This is a genomic window from Prevotella sp. P3-92 (assembly GCF_002251205.1).
In the GTDB taxonomy this organism is placed as follows: domain Bacteria; phylum Bacteroidota; class Bacteroidia; order Bacteroidales; family Bacteroidaceae; genus Prevotella.
In genome coordinates this window covers 95420-116368 of the sequence record NZ_NPJE01000065.1, presented here as the reverse complement: position 1 = coordinate 116368, position 20949 = coordinate 95420, and the positions used below count along the sequence as shown (strand labels likewise).

16 protein-coding genes and 1 pseudogene are annotated in these 20949 nt (G+C 42.5%); 13 read left to right on the top strand and 4 right to left on the bottom strand.

Going from position 1 to position 20949, the window contains the following annotated elements:
• The first annotated feature begins 7 nt into the window (after nt 1-7).
• Together CIK93_RS12165 and CIK93_RS12160 are read left to right on the top strand one after the other, a co-directional pair.
• Entirely contained in the window at nt 8-1489 is a 1482-nt protein-coding gene (locus tag CIK93_RS12165; RefSeq protein ID WP_094390703.1) for a NuoM family protein, read from the top strand.
• Nucleotides 1490-1512: 23 nt separating this feature from the next.
• On the top strand, nt 1513-2970 hold the full coding sequence (locus CIK93_RS12160) for an NADH-quinone oxidoreductase subunit N (protein ID WP_094435766.1): 1458 nt from the start codon (nt 1513-1515) through the stop codon (nt 2968-2970).
• Between the two features lie 93 nt (nt 2971-3063).
• On the opposite strand, the gene CIK93_RS12155 is transcribed toward CIK93_RS12160, so the two are convergent.
• Both CIK93_RS12155 and CIK93_RS12150 read right to left on the bottom strand, forming a co-directional pair.
• Nucleotides 3064-3771: an SIMPL domain-containing protein gene (locus tag CIK93_RS12155; protein ID WP_254046639.1), complete on the bottom strand. Its 708-nt coding sequence runs from the start codon at nt 3769-3771 to the stop codon at nt 3064-3066.
• A gap of 1847 nt (nt 3772-5618) precedes the next feature.
• Nucleotides 5619-6908: an IS1380-like element IS612B family transposase gene (locus CIK93_RS12150; RefSeq protein ID WP_094447508.1), complete on the bottom strand. Its 1290-nt coding sequence runs from the start codon at nt 6906-6908 to the stop codon at nt 5619-5621.
• A 286-nt stretch (nt 6909-7194) separates the two neighbouring features.
• On the opposite strand from CIK93_RS12150, the gene tet(Q) reads away from it, so the two are divergent.
• The 5 genes and pseudogenes from tet(Q) (at nt 7195) to CIK93_RS12125 (ending at nt 12288) form a co-directional block, all read left to right on the top strand.
• The gene (gene tet(Q), locus CIK93_RS12145) at nt 7195-9120 is read left to right on the top strand and encodes a tetracycline resistance ribosomal protection protein Tet(Q) (protein ID WP_002560998.1); all 1926 of its coding nucleotides are present in this window, start codon (nt 7195-7197) and stop codon (nt 9118-9120) included.
• Nucleotides 9120-9416: pseudogene (locus CIK93_RS12140) on the top strand (N-acetyltransferase); the annotation flags it as partial. The gene tet(Q) and the pseudogene CIK93_RS12140, both read left to right, overlap by 1 nt.
• A gap of 76 nt (nt 9417-9492) precedes the next feature.
• Nucleotides 9493-10305 carry a DUF4384 domain-containing protein gene (locus CIK93_RS12135; protein ID WP_094447507.1) on the top strand — a complete coding sequence of 271 codons (813 nt, stop codon included), beginning with the start codon at nt 9493-9495 and terminating at the stop codon, nt 10303-10305.
• Between the two features lie 353 nt (nt 10306-10658).
• Nucleotides 10659-11717, top strand: a complete 1059-nt coding sequence (locus tag CIK93_RS12130; protein ID WP_094390700.1) for a GNAT family N-acetyltransferase — start codon at nt 10659-10661, stop codon at nt 11715-11717.
• Nucleotides 11718-11853: 136 nt separating this feature from the next.
• On the top strand, nt 11854-12288 hold the full coding sequence (locus CIK93_RS12125; RefSeq protein ID WP_094447506.1) for a DUF4384 domain-containing protein: 435 nt from the start codon (nt 11854-11856) through the stop codon (nt 12286-12288).
• Nucleotides 12289-12366: 78 nt separating this feature from the next.
• Here CIK93_RS12125 and CIK93_RS12120 read toward each other — a convergent pair whose 3' ends face one another.
• Nucleotides 12367-13299 carry an AraC family transcriptional regulator gene (locus tag CIK93_RS12120; protein WP_094440439.1) on the bottom strand — a complete coding sequence of 311 codons (933 nt, stop codon included), beginning with the start codon at nt 13297-13299 and terminating at the stop codon, nt 12367-12369.
• Nucleotides 13300-13410: 111 nt separating this feature from the next.
• On the opposite strand from CIK93_RS12120, the gene CIK93_RS12115 reads away from it, so the two are divergent.
• Nucleotides 13411-14571, top strand: a complete 1161-nt coding sequence (locus tag CIK93_RS12115) for an MFS transporter (RefSeq protein WP_094447505.1) — start codon at nt 13411-13413, stop codon at nt 14569-14571.
• Nucleotides 14572-14598: 27 nt separating this feature from the next.
• On the opposite strand, the gene CIK93_RS12110 is transcribed toward CIK93_RS12115, so the two are convergent.
• On the bottom strand, nt 14599-15759 hold the full coding sequence (locus CIK93_RS12110) for a M14 family metallocarboxypeptidase (RefSeq protein ID WP_094447504.1): 1161 nt from the start codon (nt 15757-15759) through the stop codon (nt 14599-14601).
• Between the two features lie 754 nt (nt 15760-16513).
• Here CIK93_RS12110 and CIK93_RS12100 point away from each other — a divergent pair.
• From CIK93_RS12100 to CIK93_RS12080, 5 genes are all read left to right on the top strand, one after another.
• Nucleotides 16514-17113, top strand: coding sequence for a DUF6088 family protein (locus CIK93_RS12100; RefSeq protein ID WP_094447502.1), 600 nt, complete (start codon nt 16514-16516; stop codon nt 17111-17113).
• Nucleotides 17110-18162: a nucleotidyl transferase AbiEii/AbiGii toxin family protein gene (locus CIK93_RS12095; protein WP_094447501.1), complete on the top strand. Its 1053-nt coding sequence runs from the start codon at nt 17110-17112 to the stop codon at nt 18160-18162. Before CIK93_RS12100 ends, CIK93_RS12095 begins: the two co-directional genes overlap by 4 nt.
• Nucleotides 18163-18255: 93 nt before the next feature.
• Nucleotides 18256-19194 carry a YafY family protein gene (locus CIK93_RS12090; RefSeq protein ID WP_094447500.1) on the top strand — a complete coding sequence of 313 codons (939 nt, stop codon included), beginning with the start codon at nt 18256-18258 and terminating at the stop codon, nt 19192-19194.
• Entirely contained in the window at nt 19195-19686 is a 492-nt protein-coding gene (locus CIK93_RS12085; protein WP_094447499.1) for a 3'-5' exonuclease, read from the top strand. It abuts the gene before it with no gap.
• Nucleotides 19687-19705: 19 nt separating this feature from the next.
• Complete coding sequence (locus CIK93_RS12080; protein ID WP_094447498.1) at nt 19706-20896, top strand: PD-(D/E)XK nuclease family protein; 1191 nt, start codon at nt 19706-19708, stop codon at nt 20894-20896.
• Nucleotides 20897-20949: the final 53 nt, after the last annotated feature.

The window sequence follows — 20949 nt, the reverse complement described above, 5'->3', positions numbered from 1 at the left end:
CGAAACAATGAGTATATTGACATTATTCGTAGTAATCCCCGCCCTGATGCTCCTTGGCCTTTGGCTGAGCAAGAGCCTCAATCAGGTGCGTGGTGTGATGGTGGCTGGCGCTTCGTGTCTGCTGGCACTGTCTGTTTGGCTGACCATCTATTTTGTTCAGCAGCGTGCTGCCGGCAATACCGACGTGATGTTGCTTACAGCAAGCACTCCATGGTTCAAGCCTCTCAATATTGCCTATTCTGTAGGTGTCGATGGCATTTCTGTTGTGATGCTGTTGCTTTCGAGCATCATCGTCTTCACCGGAACATTCGCCTCATGGCGTTTGCAGCCACTGACAAAGGAGTATTTCCTGTGGTTCACCTTGCTTTCCACCGGTGTCTATGGTTTCTTCATCTGCACCGACCTCTTCACTATGTTCATGTTCTATGAGGTTGCTCTTATCCCCATGTATCTGTTGATTGGAGTATGGGGTAGTGGTAACAAGGAGTATGCAGCCATGAAGCTCACTCTGATGCTGATGGGAGGATCTGCTCTGCTGATTATTGGTATTCTTGGCATCTATTATTTCAGTGGTCATACCACGATGAACGTTAATGCCATTGCTGCCATGAACAATATTCCTGTAGAGATTCAGAAGATTTTCTTCCCCTTCATTTTTATCGGTTTCGGTGTGCTTGGTGCTATGTTCCCATTCCATACATGGTCACCCGACGGTCATGCTTCTGCCCCTACAGCAGTATCAATGCTTCACGCTGGTGTACTGATGAAACTGGGAGGCTACGGTTGCTTCCGTGTGGCTATGTACCTTCTGCCTGATGCTGCCAATGAATTGGCTTGGATCTTCTTGATTCTTACCACTATCTCTGTGGTATATGGTGCATTCTCTGCTTGCGTACAGACCGACCTCAAGTATATCAACGCCTATTCGTCGGTATCCCACTGTGGCCTGGTGCTTTTCGCTCTGCTGATGATGACCAAGACTTCATGCACTGGTGCCATTCTTCAGATGTTGTCACACGGTTTGATGACGGCTCTCTTCTTTGCCCTCATCGGTATGATTTATGGTCGTACCCATACTCGTGACATTCGTTATTTGGACGGTCTGATGAAGATTATGCCTTTCCTTGCAGTGGGTTATGTGATTGCTGGTTTGGCAAACCTTGGTCTTCCCGGCTTCTCAGGCTTCATTGCAGAAATGACTATTTTCGTCGGTTCGTTTGAGAATGGCGACATGTTCCATCGTGTCTGCACCATCATCGCTTGTACCAGTATTGTTATCACCGCAGTTTATATTCTGCGTGTAGTCGGCAAGATTCTGTATGGCGAGGTGAAGAATCCTCACTTCCTGGAGTTGACCGATGCCTCTTGGGACGAGCGTGTAGCTGTTATCTGCCTCATTGCTTGTGTGGCAGGTCTCGGTCTGTTCCCTCTCTGGGCCAGCAATGTTATCAGCGATGCAGTAGGTCCTATTCTGGCAAACATTCTTTAATCCCTTAAATAAAAGATACAACAATGAATTACGGACAATTCTTACATATGCTACCAGAAGCATCACTCGTGCTTGCTCTGGTTATCATGTTCTTTGCCGACCTGATGCTTGGCAAGGGAAAGAAGAAGGTGCAGACGCTCGGCATGCTGATGACCGTATTGCTCGTGGCACAGATTGTGTCATGCGCTTTCGTAGGTCCTGCAGAAGCTTTTGGCGGACTGTATGTAGCTACCAAGGCTACTCAGGTGATGAAGATTATTCTCACTCTCGGTACACTTCTCGTAGTGCTTGTAGCCCAGTCATGGCTTGAGCGCGATGCAGAGAAACTTGCAGGTGAGTTCCATGTATTGGTACTTTCCACACTGCTTGGTATGTATGTCATGATGTCGAGCGGCAATTTCCTGCTGTTCTTCCTTGGACTTGAAATGGCTTCAGTGCCCATGGCTTGTCTCGTGGCATTCGATAAGTATAAGAATCGCTCAGCTGAGGCTGCTGCTAAGTTTGTACTCACTGCCACATTCTCAAGTGGTGTCATGCTCTATGGCATCTCTTTGATTTATGGCACAGTAGGCACGCTCTATTTCAATGACGTTGCAGGACGCTTCCAGATGCTTTTCAGCGTAGCACACTATCAGCCCTCTTTGCTTTTGGCTATTGTGGGTTTGGTGTTCTTCTTCAGCGGACTCGGTTTCAAGCTCTCGCTTGTTCCATTCCACTTCTGGACTGCTGATACCTATCAGGGTGCTCCTACTGCCGTTACTGGTTATCTCAGCGTCGTGTCAAAAGGTGCAGCTGCCTTCGCTCTGTTGGTAGTACTTTCGCGTGCATTTGCTCCTCTTACTGAGTATTGGGAGTATCTGCTCTATATCGTTATCGTGCTCAGCATCACTATTGCCAACCTCTTCGCTATCCGCCAGTCAGAACTCAAGCGCTTCATGGCATTCAGTTCTATCTCACAGGCAGGCTACATTATGTTGGCAGTGATTGGTGCTTCTCAGATGGGCATGGCTTCGCTGATGTATTACGTATTGGTATATGTGGTGGCAAATATGGCTGTATTCGCTGTCATCAATACTGTTGAACAGCGTGGCAACGGCTCTACCATGATGTCGGCATACAATGGTCTGTATCAGACCAACCCACGCTTGGCATTCCTCATGACGCTCGCCTTGTTCTCATTGGCAGGTATTCCTCCATTTGCCGGTATGTTCTCGAAGTTCTTCGTCTTCATGGCTGCCGCTCAGCAGGGATCGTTCCTGGCTTACTTTGTGGTATTCATCGCCTTGATCAACACGGTAGTGTCACTCTACTACTACCTGCTCATCGTGAAGGCTATGTATATCAACAAGTCAGAGAATCCATTGCCTACCTTTACCACTGATTGCGCTACTCGTGTAGCTTTGGTACTTACCATTGCTGGTATTGTGCTCTTCGGTGTATGCTCATGCATCTTCGACGGACTCTTTGCTTTTGCAGCATAAAGTAGTCGTACTATAACAGTCGTGCCCCTTTTGACCTGTAGGTCAGAAGGGGCACGATACTTTTTTAACGTTCTGCTTTATACTGCTCCTGTATCAGTCTAAGGCATATTCCATGGTGTTGACCACGCGGATACGTTTGATATACGGTGTGTTGTTGTCGCGGTTCTCAATCGAGAATTGTCCTTGTTGTGCACTACGTATATCTCCCAACTTACTGCCGGAGTCGTCTGCAAATTTCTGAGCAGTGGCACGAGCGTTTTTGGTAGCCTCCTGCACCATTTCTGGTTTGATGCGGTTTAGCCCTGTAAACTCATAAGTGACGTTGTTGCTATACTCTTCGCTGACGATTGCAATGCCTTGCTTCATCAGTTCAGCCTGTCGGCGCATCAGTTGTCTCACTTGGTCGATATTGTTTGACGTGACGGTAATCACACTTTTCGCCTTATAGCGGTAGTTCATGATTTCGTTGCCATAGTTGTCGGCTTGCCGGTCAGCAATCTCTGCAGGATTGATGCTTATCTCATCATCTTTGATGCCTGCCGATTTGAGGAAAGCCACCACCTTGCGGTTCTTCTGTTCCAGCAGGTCGTACATGGCGGAAGGGTCGTTGCCAATCTCTTTATAGGTCAGCGACCATGTCACTTTATCAGCTTTCACTTCGCGTTCACACAATCCTTTGACTGCCACGGTACGGTCGCGGTCTTTAAAAGTCACAATGCCATTGCGGATGGCCATTCCCATGAATGCCATGCCTACAGCGATAATGGCAGCAGCTGTTTGTTTGTCGTTGAGTTTCATCATAGTTTTAATATTAGTATTCGTTGGCAAATCTACGTTTTTTGTTTCGTATTACAAAGAAAAATAGCGATTATTCTGTTTCTTTTCACATTTATTACATTCTGCGTCTCTGAAAACATATATCTCATTCAGTTTTTAGCAAATCGTATGATACCTCTTCACTAAACAATAGCCAACATACTATCATGTCTATATATAGTATGCTAACATTTTTAACAAGATGAATGCGATGTGCAGGCATACTTGTTTACAAAACATACTGAATTTTAATCTTTTTTCTGTCCATTTTCGTTCCGTTCTCGATCGCTTCTCGTTCCCTTTTCGCTCGGTTCTCGTTCGTCTTTCGTTCGTCTCTCGCTCGTCATTCGTTTGCCGATAAAGAACCAATCGAAAAACGAACGAGAAAACAACGAAAAAACAGCGAAATGACGACGAGAACACGACGAAGATGGGTCGAGGTGGCGACGAACAGCCAATAATCAAATCGCCGATACTATCTGGTGATTATAATACCCGTTTTAAGGCATTTACAAGGCGTCTGTGGCGAATCAACCCGTCGGGTGGTACACTGACAAGTTGAAGTTGCAGAAATGGCCACAATGGGTATTTTTGACGTGCGCCTACCATAACACAGCTCGCGCGCGTACCTATAAATATTCATAAAGCACGTCACAATACCTATCTCTCTCCATTAAGTTTAGTGCTCTCTCAAATTTTAACTTCTGTCAACAGATCTTTCTGAATTCTATGCCTCACCCCTCTCACGTTAAAAGCCGTTATATATCGTCTAACGCTTTAGTTATCAAGCATGTACGTGTACTGTTAAGATTTTGCTAATAATAACGGATTTTAGGGCAAAAATATATTATAATTTTACATGGTGGCGTTTGTTGTATGGTTTAAACATTTACAAAACCAGTGCGGTGTTATTAGGTCTATGAACAGAACATAGTTGTTGGCACAAATAAAAGAAATAGATGCAATAACACTTGCAGTTGACACAAATACCTGGAAAACGAGCAGTTGTGTAAACTACTATATTATTTTCAAGTATTATCCAGCGTTTGATAAAAGTATTATCCAACGTTTGATAAAAGTATTATCCAACGTTTGATAAAAGTATTATCCAACGTTTGATAAAAATATTATCCAACGTTTGATAAAAGTATTATCCAACGTTGACAAAAGTGTTTTCCAACGTTGATAAAAGTATTTTCTAACGTTTGGCAAGGGTGTTTTCCAACGCTTGGCCAAATGTTGTGTAATGTTGTACAAACACAATGAACAATATGGCCTGTCATAGAAGGTACTATCCCTATTGTTATCAAGTAATAAAGAATGGTGTTGAAGGGGAGACTGTATAGGCAGCCATGGATATTGATTGGTGGTCGATTGGTGGTCGATCTCTCATTTGAATATCTTTTGACCACCGTTGTAAGATGCTATATGGTAGGTTGTTATGCGTAATTGGTGGTCGGTGGTCGAAAAGTTGACGAGTCGCGTGCGCGTATGTGCGCGTGCGTACATTAGTATATAGAGCTTGGGTTTCATGTTGAGTATGAATGAGCCATCCTCGTACTGCTACAATAAAAATGTGAAAATAGACTTTGTAAAACCGGAAATAGTCCTTATATTTGCAGCGTGAAACAATAAGTATGCTAACCATTACAAATTTGATATCCCTAAAATCCGCAAGCAATCTCAATGGCAATCTCAATTGCAGTAAAGAGCTTGAACACTATGCATCATGATAGTATGAGCGTGAATTTTGTCCGATTTGTGCATACCTTCCCCTTACCCCACAATGCGACTTGAGGCAATACGCAGATTAAAACCATAAGGAACGGACTTTATCCGAATCCAGTTTTGAAAGGTCTTGCATAAGCCCGGTTTTCAGTATAGATATTCAGCACGTATTGCCTTGCTGTCATGATCCACTTGGCAGGTACGGAGATGAAGCTGAAGACAAAAGCCTTTATGCGACTCGTTTCCTTGAGCCCGAAAGCCTTGGTGTCAAGCTTGCTAATGATGGTCTTATAGAAATTGTGTATCAATGCCGTAAGCAGAAGGAATACAGTGTTCTCTGACATGAACGACTTGGGGAGCCTGTTCCAGCCGAATCCGTTGTTCATATCATCGAATATACGCTCTTTGCCCCCACGCTTGTTGTAAAATTCGACGATGTCTCTTGTTGATGAGTCATAATCGTTGGTAAGAATGGATCTGTAGGTGTATTCACCTTCCCACAAGTCAAGCTCTCCATCCATGCGCTTTTGTCTCTGAATGACAAGACGATAGCACTTGCCTTCCCATTTCTCAACAAGAATGGAATTGAGTTCAAACTGGATGCCGTTGATTTCCTCCGTCTTCCATCCCCTCAGTGAAAACAAGTCATCGTAGAGCGAACTGCATCTGTTGGCGCGGATGTAGAAGTGCGTGCAATGCTTCTCTATCTCACTGACAATTTCCTTCGAGCACGAACCACAGTCGGCTCTGAAGCGATTTACACGGATGTTCTGGGATTCCAGAAGAGCGAAGAATCTCTTATGGGTGTCTGCCTGATGAAAACGCACATTCGTGTTGCCATCGCTGTTCTCGATATAGACTATCTTGTCACCGATAACATATACGCCAGGCCTGTAGCCGAGGAACTTTTTGTAGGTCGGTTTTGCATCATACTTCTCCGTTTCAAGAAACTGATGGTCAAAGTCAACATCGTATTCCTCAATTTCCTTCAACTCGCCTGTAGAAACCAAAGCGTTTATAAGCAATGTGTTGAGTTTGTCTGCAGTATTGAAATCATAGGTCTTGCCTTGGTCGGAAGTATAGGAGATGTTTTCCTGTGTCAGTTCCTTGATGGCTCTGAGGATGGTATCAGAGCTGCATGTACGAAGGGTAGGATGATACGAGAGATGGCGCATCAGTTGTGACGTTACGTCTTCCACGCATGAGCCGCCACAGAAATAAACGCTCATCAGCGAACGGACTATCTCGCTGAACTGATATCCGATGATACTGCGGCATCTCTGACCCAGTGTTGAGTCGATAACGGGTGAAAGCATGGAGTCAAATTTCTCCATGATTGAAAAAATTCCTCCAAAAGGTGTGAGTTTCTCAGATTTTATTTGTAGCTTTGCCATGCCTTGTTACGATTTTCGCTTGTTTTCTAATTGCAACACTAAGATAAGTGAAAAATCTGACACGGCAAAATCCTGGGCAACTTTTTGTTGCTCAGGAACTTATAAATAAAGTTAAATCAAAGTGTTGCGGAATTAAGGTTTGTGTAATTTTGTAATCGTTATGCGGCAGTAATAATATACATATTAATACGAGTTAGTAATCCTGTAGTTCTCACATGCTACGAGGAGGTATTAAAAGGTGCGTTTCGACAATGCATCTACTGTAGTATATTATTGCTTAATCCAAATGAATATTATAAATTTAGGAATTCTTGCTCACATTGATGCAGGAAAAACTTCCGTAACCGAGAATCTGCTGTTTGCCAGTGGAGCAACGGAAAAGTGCGGCCGTGTGGATAATGGTGACACCATAACAGACTCTATGGATATAGAGAAACGTAGAGGAATTACTGTTCGGGCTTCTACGACATCTATTATCTGGAATGGAGTGAAATGCAATATCATTGACACTCCGGGACACATGGATTTTATTGCGGAAGTGGAGCGGACATTCAAAATGCTTGATGGAGCAGTCCTCATCTTATCCGCAAAGGAAGGCATACAAGCGCAAACAAAGTTGCTGTTCAATACTTTACAAAAACTGCAAATCCCGACAATTATATTTATCAATAAAATTGACCGTGACGGTGTGAATTTAGAGCGTTTGTATCTGGATATAAAAACAAATCTGTCTCAAGATGTCCTGTTTATGCAAACTGTTGTCGATGGATTGGTTTATCCGATTTGCTCCCAAACATATATAAAGGAAGAATACAAAGAATTTGTATGCAACCATGACGACAATATATTAGAACGATATTTGGCGGATAGCGAAATTTCACCGGCTGATTATTGGAATACGATAATCGATCTTGTGGCAAAAGCCAAAGTCTATCCGGTACTACATGGATCAGCAATGTTCAATATCGGTATCAATGAGTTGTTGGACGCCATCTCTTCTTTTATACTTCCTCCAGAATCAGTCTCAAACAGACTTTCAGCTTATCTCTATAAGATAGAGCATGACCCCAAAGGACATAAAAGAAGTTTTCTAAAAATAATTGACGGAAGTCTGAGACTTCGAGACATTGTAAGAATCAACGATTCGGAAAAATTCATCAAGATTAAAAATCTAAAGACTATTTATCAGGGCAGAGAGATAAATGTTGATGAAGTGGGGGCCAATGATATCGCGATTGTAGAAGATATGGAAGATTTTCGAATCGGAGATTATTTAGGTACTAAACCTTGTTTGATTCAAGGGTTATCTCATCAGCATCCCGCTCTCAAATCCTCCGTCCGGCCAGACAGGTCCGAAGAGAGAAGCAAGGTGATATCCGCTCTGAATACATTGTGGATTGAAGACCCGTCTTTGTCCTTTTCCATAAACTCATATAGTGATGAATTGGAAATCTCGTTATATGGTTTGACACAAAAGGAAATCATACAGACATTGCTGGAAGAACGATTTTCCGTAAAGGTCCATTTTGATGAGATCAAGACTATCTACAAAGAACGACCTGTAAAAAAGGTCAATAAGATTATTCAGATCGAAGTGCCACCCAACCCTTACTGGGCCACAATAGGGCTGACGCTTGAACCCTTGCCGTTAGGGACAGGGTTGCAAATCGAAAGTGACATCTCCTATGGTTATCTGAACCATTCTTTTCAAAATGCCGTTTTTGAAGGGATTCGTATGTCTTGCCAATCTGGTTTACATGGATGGGAAGTGACTGATCTGAAAGTAACTTTTACTCAAGCCGAGTATTATAGCCCGGTAAGTACACCTGCTGATTTCAGACAGCTGACCCCTTATGTCTTCAGGCTGGCCTTGCAACAGTCAGGTGTGGACATTCTCGAACCGATGCTCTATTTTGAGTTGCAGATACCCCAAGCGGCAAGTTCCAAAGCTATTACAGATTTGCAAAAAATGATGTCTGAGATTGAAGACATCAGTTGCAATAATGAGTGGTGTCATATTAAAGGGAAAGTTCCATTAAATACAAGTAAAGACTACGCCTCAGAAGTAAGTTCATACACTAAGGGCTTAGGCGTTTTTATGGTCAAGCCATGCGGGTATCAAATAACAAAAGGCGATTATTCTGATAATATCCGCATGAACGAAAAAGATAAACTTTTATTCATGTTCCAAAAATCAATGTCATCAAAATAATGGAGCGGTCAGGAAATTTCTATAAGGCAATACAGTTGGGATATATACTTATCTCCATTCTTATCGGATGTATGGCATATAATAGCCTCTATGAATGGCAGGAGATAGAAGCATTAGAACTTGGCAATAAAAAAATAGACGAGCTCCGAAAAGAAATAAACAATATCAATATTCAAATGATAAAATTTTCTCTATTGGGTGAAACAATACTGGAATGGAACGATAAAGATATCGAGCATTACCATGCACGGCGTATGGCAATGGACAGTATGCTCTGTCGTTTCAAGGATATCTATAAAGATGATGAATAGAATGAAGTTTACGATGCTTTTTGCCATGTTGTTTTGTCCCATCATGCTGATGGCGTAGAAGGTGAAAACCGTAGCAGGTGAATATACATACGCAGCACCACAAAATGTCACGTTGCGCGAAGCCAAGGACTATGCCTTGCAAAGAGCTAAAATCAAAGCATTGGCAGACGAATTTGGAACTACCGTATCGATGACCAATTCGTCGTTTGCCAAAGAAACCAGTAGTGAATCTATCGATAAGTTTGTACAGGTGGCAGAATACGAGGTGAATGGCGAATGGATAGAGACCGTCGGTAAACCGGATATAACCGTAATACCACAAGATGATGGTTTTCTCATCACAGCAAAAGTAAAGGGAAAGGCGCGCGAAATAAAAAGAGCCAAGGTAGAGTTTATGGCAAAAGTGTTGTGCAATGGCACCGACGATAAGTTTGAAACCGACCGCTTCAATACCAACGATCAACTCTATCTCTCTTTCCAGTCGCCCACTGATGGTTATTGTCTGGTTTATCTCATCGATGAGAGTCAGAAAGCCTATTGCCTCTTGCCTTATCGCCAACAGACGACAGGCAATTTTCCAGTAAAGGCAAACCGTCGTTATGTGCTTTTCTCGCCTAAGGATGCCGACCGCAGTATCGCGTCGTTAGTAGATGAATACACACTCAACAGTCAAGAAAGCAAAGAGTATAATCAGCTCTACATCATTTTCTCACCCAATCCTCTGACCAAGACCATCGACCGTTCAACCACAGAACTCATGCCCAGAGAGACCACAGTAGAAAACTTTAGGAAATGGCTTGCCCGTTGCCGACGCAACGACCTTGATATGGCTGTGGAAGTGAAGAATATCGTTATTAAAGGGCATGAAAAATGAAGAAAATCAATACCAATTGGGCTTATTGGTGGTTATATATATCATTTGTTTTAACCAAATCATTAGAACAAGCATCTTGTAATTTTATAAAGACCGATTTGGGTTAAATTGCTCCATGATTGCAAAAATTTCTCCAAAAGGAGTGAGTTTCTCAGATTTTATTTGTATTTTTGTCATGTCTGATGAGGTTTTGTTTGATTATTACAGCAACACTAAATTAAGTGAATCCTCTGACATGGCAAAATCCTGGGACGCTCGGCCCTGCCGCTTAGCTAGTCTAAGAACTCATTGGCTGGCAGCCTAAGGCTGCGTAGCCATATACTCAAATTTTAACGAACTATTGTATAAGACTTATGAAAAATAATATATCTATTAGTCAACATAGCAAGATAGAAAGCATTAAGAATCAATGGCTTGTGCTCGACAAGATAGCAGAAAACAAAACATCTGCATACATCAACTATACCTACTATCAGACATACGAATGGAATTACTTCATTGCTCACCATTCTACAGATGGTTTAGGAATACTTACTACCATTATGCGCTACGATTTAATAACAGTAGATGGTAAACCTTTCGCCATTATTCCTTTTGCTGTTACACGCTCATCAAAAAAGGCACGAATACCATCATGCCGAGTAGGAGGTGTGCTGAATATGGTTTGCCCATATACATACGAAGGCAACGAGGAGATAATGAAGGCTATTGCCGACCATATAGTAGCCTCATGTAAGGGAATGACGCTAAGCCTTGCTGATGTGCCGTGTCAAACTCCTTTTGCTAAAATAATGAAGCTAATCGACAATAATACTATCGAGCGTACAAGCTTTCATGTACCATTAACACAATTTGCTTCTCACGAAGAATATGTGTCGTCGCTACCTAAAAATATATATAAGAATATTCGCAAGTCGTATAATCATCTTACCACAGATGGTAAGAAAATGGAGCTAAAAGTGTTTAACCACGACAATATGGCTTCCGACAGCTATTTGCGCTATCTTTGGCATTTCTATTTCAAACGTAAGATGGCTTGGCGACACAAGAGCTATAATGCTTTCAGCAATATCACCACCTACTTAAAGGCTGTCTACGAGGTGAAAAACGGTTGCGCTACAGCAAGCTTGAAAAAGCTAAAAGATGCTCAACTTTATGTTTTGGAAATAGACAAAAAGCCTGCAGCATTTATGATTGTATATCGTCATAACAAAAATCTACTTATGCCACGTCTTGCTATCGACACCTCTTTTAGTCGCTATTCGCCAGGTATATTGCTTATTTTGGAGGCTACAAAGCTTTGGATGAACGAAGGTATAGTAGACTTCGACATGTGTCGTGGCGACGAAAGATATAAAAAGGAAATGGGTGGCATAAACGAACCACTTTGCCGCATAGAAAAGCGGATATAAAGAAAAAGAAGGAGTTTTTGCTTGTTTTCTTTTTGCAACACTAAGATAAGTGATAATTCTGACATGGCATAGTGAAAACAAGCTTAACTCAGCATATTTGGCTTAACGAAAACGCTCTTTTAAGTCGAAGAAATTCATGCAGAAGGCTGTCAGTATCATGTACACGGTGTTCTCTTTCCAGTCGCCCACTGATGCTTATTGTCTGGTTTATCTCATCGATGAGAGTCAGAAAGCCTATTGCCTCTTGCCTTATCGCCAACAGACGACAGGCAATTTTCCAGTAAAGGCAAACCGTCGTTATGTGCTTTTCTCACCTAAGGATGCTGACCGCAGTATCGCTTCGTTAGTAGATGAATACATACTCAACAGTCAAGAAAGCAAAGAGTATAATCAGCTCTACATCATTTTCTCACCCAATCCTCTGACCAAGACCATCGACCGTTCAACCACAGAACTCATGCCCAGAGAGACCACAGTAGAAAACTTTAGGAAATGGCTTGCCCGTTGCCGACGCACCGACCTTGATATGGCTGTGGAAGTGAAGAATATCGTTATTAAAGGGCAGCCTTGACGAATTTACAGATATTTCATACAGTATTTGGAAACAGCCAGTTTTGTCTCATTCTGATGTCTCAGACTCGCTCAAATCTTACGACTTTGTTTCCACACACTTCCGACTCTCTGCAATCCATGCGGATGGAGTCATGCCTTTTACTTTCTTAAACAACCGATTGAAATAGGGGATATCGCTGAAGCCACATGCCCATGCCAATTCGTTGATGCGCTGTGTTGTGTCAGATTGTAACAGTTCGCAAAACTTGTTTAACCGATAACTGTTGAGATAAGCAATGAATGTTTGACCAGTGGCCTGCTTCACACATCGGCAGAATGACGCTGTGCTGAGATTCAGATGCTGGGCAATATCATTGAGCCTGATTTCCTCTTTATAATGAAGCGATATAAAGTCCAATAGTTTGCGCATCTGTTCAATACTCTGATTCATTTCAAACGTGGTGTCTTCCGGTTTACCAATGGGTAATAAATCGGCAGGGTGATGACTTATATAGGTAAGGACAGACCACAGATGACACAGCCTCATGGCATCATCAGCATGCTCCATCGCCAATAGTTGCTGACAGACTACAGCTTTGCTGCTGCCCGTAATCAGATATGCTTGGCGCAGACTAAGCAGAAAGTTGACTACAGGTTTCAGTTCGGGAAATATGATGCAGGCATGCAACAGTATGTTGGCAGACAACTGACACACATGCGACTCCTTGCGACCTGTATCGCCACACGACTCAGGATCGTATATCCAACAATGGGGCATGCTGCCCGGCATGAATACCATTTCACCTTGTGAGAAAAACTCATGGCAGGTGCCAACAATGCGCATACCATAGCCACGCACTATCCAGTTGATTTCCAATTCAGGATGGAAGTGGATGGCAATCTCTTCGCTTATCGGCACCTCATGATGCAGATAGCGAAACGACTTTCCCTCTGTGTCGTAGTCGAGCACCTCATACGCAGGTTGTTTCTCGTCGGTAACCATATCCTTTGACTTTGAATATTTCCTCATAATCGATCAGGTATAATGCTTGTCGGTGCAAAATTAGACAATTATTTGATAATATCTACCAATTATACCTTACTTTCTTACCCTATCTTTGCACGAAAATTGAAAACACAAATGAAGAAAGCTCTCTTTGCCTTATCTCTTGGCACTTTTGCATTAGGTATTACTGAATATGTCATGATGGCTATCTTGTCGGAAATAGCATCAAGTTTGTCGATTAGTATTCCGCAGGCAGGACACCTGATTTCTGCATACGCTTTAGGTGTGGCAGTTGGTGCACCGCTACTCATTGTGGGCTATAGATTCAAGCCCAAGAGTGTCTTGCTGTTTTTGGCATTGGTGATGTTTGCGGGTGCCGTACTCTCTGTGCTTGCTCCCAACTACTGGTTGTTTCTGGTGGCAAGATTCATTTCAGGACTGCCCCATGGTGCTTATTTCGGAGTAGCGTCTATCGTGGCTGTGCATCTTGCACCCGAAGATAAGAAGGGTAAGGCAGTATCAACCATGATAGCAGGAATGACGGTGGCAAACCTGATGGGTGTTCCGGTGTCGTCTTGGCTTTGTTCCACATGGTCTTGGAGATTCCCTTTCCTCATTACCAGTATATGTGCCTTGCTCGTCCTTTGCAGTATCTGGCGCTGGGTGCCCAATATGGATCGCTTGCCAGTGACAGGTTTCAAAGGGCAGTTTCGCTTTCTTAGCTCCAGTGCTCCTTGGTTGATACTTACGGCAACATTGCTTGGCAATGGTGGCGTGTTCTGTTGGTACAGTTATATTTCTCCGTTGCTCTCGCAAGAGAGTGGATTTGCATTGACTCAAGTTCCGATGCTGATGATAGCCGCTGGTGCAGGAATGGTGCTCGGCAACATACTGAGTGGAGTGCTTTCCGACCGCTATTCAGCCTATCGTGTTGCACCAGCCACACAGCTTCTTGCCGTTGTCGGACTGATATTGATTTTCTTCCTTGCCGATTATGGATGGCTCTCGGTAGTGCTTATGGTGGTAGTGGCTGGCTGTTTGTTTGCCGTAAGCGGTCCTGAGCAATTCCTCATTCTGCGTCATGCACCAGGTGGTGAGATGCTGGGAGGTGCCTGCGTACAGATGGCGTTCAATCTTGGTAATGCGCTTGGTGCATTTGTTGGCGGATTGCCCATCTCGTTTGGTTGCACACCGCGTTATACGGCACTTGCCGGTATTCCTTTCTGTTTGTTGGGTTTTGTCTGTCTGATGTTGCTTTACAGAAAATCTACCAAGACTGCACTTTCCCATTCTTGACGGGAAATACATTAAAAAGTATAGAGGCTATGGGTTGTCCAGCACTTCGATAGCGAGGTCAGCCCAAACATTTTTATGCTTTTCGAATATGGTAGGAAACTCCGAGATGGGTACGGGATTGGTACTTCCTAATTCTACGGTAACGCTGGGACATTGGTAGATAATCTCTACGTCGTCAGCCCATGTGCCGCCGGCAGGAGCACTATCTGGACCATAGAGTGGATAATTTGTGTGGCAATGGATGAGTTTGGCATAGTCGTGGGCTAACTTGTTGACGTATTTTTTTGCATTCTGACATCCGTAATAGATGATGTTGCCCGATGTGTGATAGTTGAGAAAAAGGTCATAGTCATAGCGCTGCGACACACGGAGCATCAGTTGGCTCTCTGGCTCGGAGTAGGGCAACAAGCCCGAATAGAAATTGAAACTGCGATGTGTCTTACGGCTTGAAATAAACGGATTGTTGAAGCCATTGCCGAAATTGCGGTTTATATCCACCCCGTTGGCATTGGCTTTGATTTTTGTATGCGAGGTGCCGTTGTCTTCAGTCTGCCTTATCCATTGTTTCACTTCATCGGTCAGTTGACCGTTGCTGCCGTTTTGTGCAATCTCCACTCCGTCGGGATTGACCATCGGGATGATGACGAAACACACCTGTTGCAGCAGATTGCTGATGCGTTGGCCTTTATATTCACAAATGTCTTGATAGCACATCTGGGCATAATGTTCGAGGAGTGCCATGGTGAGTTGTGTTGCCATATATTCGCGAGCGTGCATAGTGGCTTGTACCATGATGTGGTGACGAGCCGAACGGTTGCCGAGTGTGACCACAGGCAACCGATGTCCCAGTAGGGTTGTGGCGCTGTCAAGTTCGTAACTCACAAAGTCGGGATAGCGTTTGGCGATGGAATCGAGGTCTGTGAGCATTTCGCTGAAGGTGTAGTGTTGGTGGTCGGTATCTATGGCAGCGTATGCGGCAGCCCGTTTGTAGTAGTTCTCCGCAGTCCTCCTTTCCTCGTCTTTTAGAATCTCATCCATCACTATGATTGCAATGCGGTAATCTTTTTGCTTTATCGACTTGGTGTAGGTCTGTTGGTTCTCTTCATTGGTTTGCGCAACTATATTGCCCGTCAGTAGGAAAAGCAGCAGACAGGTCAATATTCCAAATCTATAAAACCTTTGTTTCATAAGGATAGTTTTTTTTTATTAAGTCATGCCTACAAATTTACACGTTTTTCTCTGAAACAAAGAACATTATACTCAAAAAATGTGTGGTACAAGGCTAAAGTCTTATCTTTATGGTGATGATTACTATTGCAACATGCAAATGTGACCACGTAATTAGTGTTCCATTTGTACGACCGTGGTGGCTCCCATCAGTCTCCTATCTTGCTTGTATGATTATTGGGACTTACGTGGGACTTCTAACGGAGTTACATGGGATGTGATACGTACATTTAGCAATGGTAAGTGTGGGGCGCTAATAATGGGAAGCAATATGGTAATGTAAAGAAAGAGTGTTGCTTTTAGAGCCTTATCGCATCACAGTATTATAGTCCTAGTATTTGTAAAGTGATTTATATCAATGGTTTATGAACTAATCGGCAGAAAAGTGATAACCTAGATTCTAAAGATTGGGAAAAAGACGAATATTTAACGTTTGTAACTTTTTTGAACCACAAATAGCATACAAGTGTGCCATGATTTGATTAAGTCATGGCATTTTATTCTTGAAGTCGTCTTTTCTGGCTATATTGCCCCCTAATGTAAAAAACGACACATTATTTATATAGGAATGCCATCTGCACAACAAGAAAAACGCTATAATTTGCCAATGAAACTTAATTTCAACACTTAAAGTATTGTTGTATGAAAGAAATTTTATATCTTTGCGGTCGGAAATATTTGTTATCATTCCGACCATAATTTATATACAAAATCAATGGAGAATGCAGTAGTACAGCAGATTAGAAAGAAGATTACTCGCAGTAAATTCGGCGAGATATTCTTTGTTTCTTCTTTTCCTCAGTATGATGTTGAGTATGTCACAAAGTTACTCGCCATATTTGAGAAAGAAGGATTGGTTACCCGTATAGCCAAGGGTGTGTATGTCAAGCCACGCAAGACACGTTTTGGCATCCTTTACCCTTCGGCTTACGAATTAGTGAAAAAAATTGCTAAACGAGATAAGGCAAAAGTTATACCAACTGGAGCCACAGCCGCTAATCGCTTAGGATTCTCAACGCAAGTACCCATGAATACTATTTTTCTGACTACTGGGTCTGGGCGAAAATTGAAATTAGGGAATCGAACAGTGACTCTGAAGCATGGGGCACCTAAGAACTTTGCATTCCGAGGACGTTTGATGCCAGAACTGGTACAGGCATTACGCAACATTGGTGAGCATAACATCACTCAGGATGTTGAAGCGAGGATTGGACAATTGTTCTCAGAAACTCCTGAGACTGACACCATAGAATATGATTTATTGTTGGCTCCTGTATGGATGCGACAAATTATAAATAAAGGAATAAAGCAATGAGTAAATGGATAGATTTCTCGCTCGACGAGCGAAAGGCGATGATACAAGGTGTAGTTGAGGCAAGACAAATTGATGAAGCTGCTGCTGAGAAGGACTGGTGGGTAACGGCAGTGTTGTATGCCCTTTTTCACTCCAGTGTATCAGAATATCTGTTGTTCAAAGGTGGTACGAGTCTCAGTAAAGGCTGGGATATCATCAACCGATTCAGTGAAGATATTGATTTAGCATTGAGCCGTGACTATTTTCTGAACGTCAAGCAACTCTCTTGTGCGAGCTGTACCAGTAATACGCAAATACATAATCTTCGAGAGAAAGGACAGGACTTCTTGTATGGCGAGTTCAAAGACGAGTTATCGGCGAAACTTGTCGAAATGGGGCTTGAAGTAACAGTTCTCACAGACAAGGACATATCCAATGAAAATGGTGAGCCCCAAAAGGTTCCACACGATAAAGACCCATCTGTTCTTTATGTTCAATATCCTTCACTCTACGATAGCCAAGCCGCATACGCAATACCAACGGTTAAAGTAGAGATTAGCGTGTTGTCAATGTCCGAGCCTTACGAGATGAGAAGAATTTCATCACTTATAGAACAGACCTTCAAGGATGAAGATGTGGATTCCGACCTTGTCCAGACAATCCGCACTGTCAGTCCCGCCAGGACTTTCTTGGAAAAAGCTTTCCTCTTGTGTGAAGAGTTCCAGAAGGACGAACCGAGAACGCATAGAATGACACGTCACTTCTACGACTTGGAGAGACTGATGCAAACCCCATACGCAGAAATGGCTCTTAATGATTTGGTGCTCTATCATGAGATTGTGGAGCATCGTCGCAAGTTCTATCATGTTGGTTATGTGGATTACGACAAAGAGCTACCTGCCACTATTCAGATTGTACCAAGTGACGAACTGATGTCCTCTTACGAAGCTGACTATAACGAAATGAAGGAGAGCTTCATTTATGGGCAACCTCTGACTTTCGGCGAGTTGATGGAAAAGATAACGAACCTTCAAGAACAATTCCGAGCTTTAGATGTCCCTAAAGGTTGAATGTAGATGAATTTTTAACAAAATCTACTTTTTCTCCAACCTCTGCCACAGTTTGGCGCACCCCTGTATAATTTTGCAGAAAAACAATTTAAAATGATTAATAACGATAGAGGGCAAAGCCTGATTACCAAATACGTCTGGGTGATAGAAACCATCTATCGCAGACGCAAGATTTCATTCAAAGAATTGAATGAACTCTGGCTTCGTGATGACATCAGCAGAGGTGTGGACATTCCAAAACGTACCTTTGATAACTGGCGTTATGTCATTTGGGACATGTTTGGAATCAGCATAGTCAATGAGAACCGTGGTGAGTACCGCTATTACATTGAGAACGAGGAAGACATTAGTAAAAATGGACTCCGTTCCTGGCTATACAACACATTCTGTGTTAGCAATGCTTTAGCGAATAGCCAGAGCATCAAAGATCGTATCATCTTGGAGTATGTTCCATCGGGGCAGGATTACCTTCAGCCCATCATCGAAGCTATGAAGGAAAACCGTGTGCTAAACATGACTTATCACAGTTATTGGAAGGACGAGGAGAACAACTTCGATGTTCAGCCGTATTGTGTAAAACTATTCCGGCAGCGTTGGTACATGGTGGCTCGTAGCACTTATTCCTACTATTATGAGAAAGGGCCACGTATCTATTCCCTTGATCGTATCAAATATCTTCATGCAACAGATGATACTTTTGAAATGCCAAAGAACTGGACGGCAGAGGATTTCTTTGATGGCTGCTTTGGAATCATTGCCGAACAGTCTGTCAAAATCCAACCTGTTAAGTTAAAAGTATCAGCAGGACAGGCCAACTACATCCGTGACCTGAAGATGCACGAGTCGCAGGAAGAGATAGAGCGCAATGAAGAGTATAGCATCTTTACCTTTAATCTCCGTCCAGAGTTTGACTTCCAGCAGGAACTGCTTTGGAATGGTGAAGACATGGAGGTACTTGAACCCTACTGGCTCCGCAAAGAGATTGCCGGTAAGATTAAGAGAATGTGGAACAAATACAAGGAGGACAAATAAATGAAAGACTTTGCAGCAATAGATTTCGAAACAGCCAATAACGAACGTTCTTCGGTTTGTTCCGTTGGAATAGTCATTGTTCGTAATGGCGAGATTGTAGATTCGTTCTACTCTCTCATCCAGCCAGAGCCGAACTATTATAACTATTGGTGTTCTCAGGTGCATGGACTCTGCCAGGATGATACTGAGGATGCACCAGTATTCCCGAAAGTATGGGCACAAATAGTACCTCTAATAGAGGGTTTACCGCTTGTCGCTCATAATAAACCTTTTGACGAAGGGTGTCTGAAGGCTGTGTTTCGAGTATATCAGATGGATTACCCAGATTACGAGTTTTACGACACTCTTTGTGTTTCACGACGAGTGCTCCCTGATTTAGAAAACCACCAACTCCAGACTGTTGCCGCCGCCTGTGGTTATATGTTAGATAACCATCATCACGCCCTTGCCGATGCAGAAGCCTGTGCTTGGATAGCAAGAGAAATATTATAACTATTATTCGTTATAGAAAATGATTAAAACACTACAACTTAGCAATAATATATTTCAGTATAAACTTGATGGCATGAAAATGGGAATCAAATGTGGCTGTCAAGTATCTGATATAATTGCAAGACATTTGTCTCGTCGCCCGTTTCATCTCAATGTCATAGAGGCGGCATGTCACGGAAGATTTAAGGAAACAGGACATAGCCTTGTACTTGCAGACATGCTCAGGCATCCAGCTATTCAGAATTCATTTATGGAACATCTTCTTGGACTAAGCCATGACTATATGGAGGTCACAGCAGAAACTGATAGAGTTGACGTTGCCCTCAAAGGTGATGATATCTTTGTTATAGTGGAGAACAAAGTTAATGCAGCAGAAGAGCAAAACTGTCAAGTATACAGATACGTACACGAAATTGCCATAGACAAGTATAGCTACGACCTATCTCAGATATATGTGCTATATTTGAATCCCACTAATAATAATCCGCCCTCAGAGTATTCTCTCTGTGACGAAAATAATGAAAACAACGTTTTTGAAGAATTGGGTGAGGATCACTATAAAGTCCTGTCATATAAATATGATGTCACAGATTGGCTTCGCAGTATATCGGTTAACAATGAGCCACATATCGTCAGCGCATTAGACCAGTATATAGATTTTTTAGAGAATAAATTTCACACAACTTCATTAGATATAGACATGAACAACGAAATTAAAGATTTTCTGTTAAAGGAACTCAAAGTGGACAACAGTACGTTGGAAGAACAACTGTCAGCTCTTGACAGTCAGTATAACAAAACACAGGAACTTCTCAGTTCTATAGATAGTCTCAAAATAGAACTGAGAAAAGAACTGTCACACAAGATGATGAGAGAGTGGCAACGACAGATAGAAGAGCAACTCTGCATAAAACTCTCACAAGATGATCATTCTTTTGGTGTACAACTCAATAACAAAGTGTGGTTAGGGGTATGGGATGGCTACGATTCTGCTAATCATCTACCGTACTGGGGATTTCAATACACTACATATAAAAAGGATGATAATCCCGAATTGTACAAATGTGTTGAGACGTTAATCACAGGAGCAGGAATCAATAAGTTCCAAGCGGATAACAAAGAGTTTATAGCATGGTATACTACCCAAAAAGGAGTTGAAAGGTTCACTTCACTTTACCATGCTGCAAAAGAAAAAGGTCTATTGCCGTAGCAGTTTTTACCGAATAATGCTTGTACGTTTCGTTTTGAATGAAAATACTTATT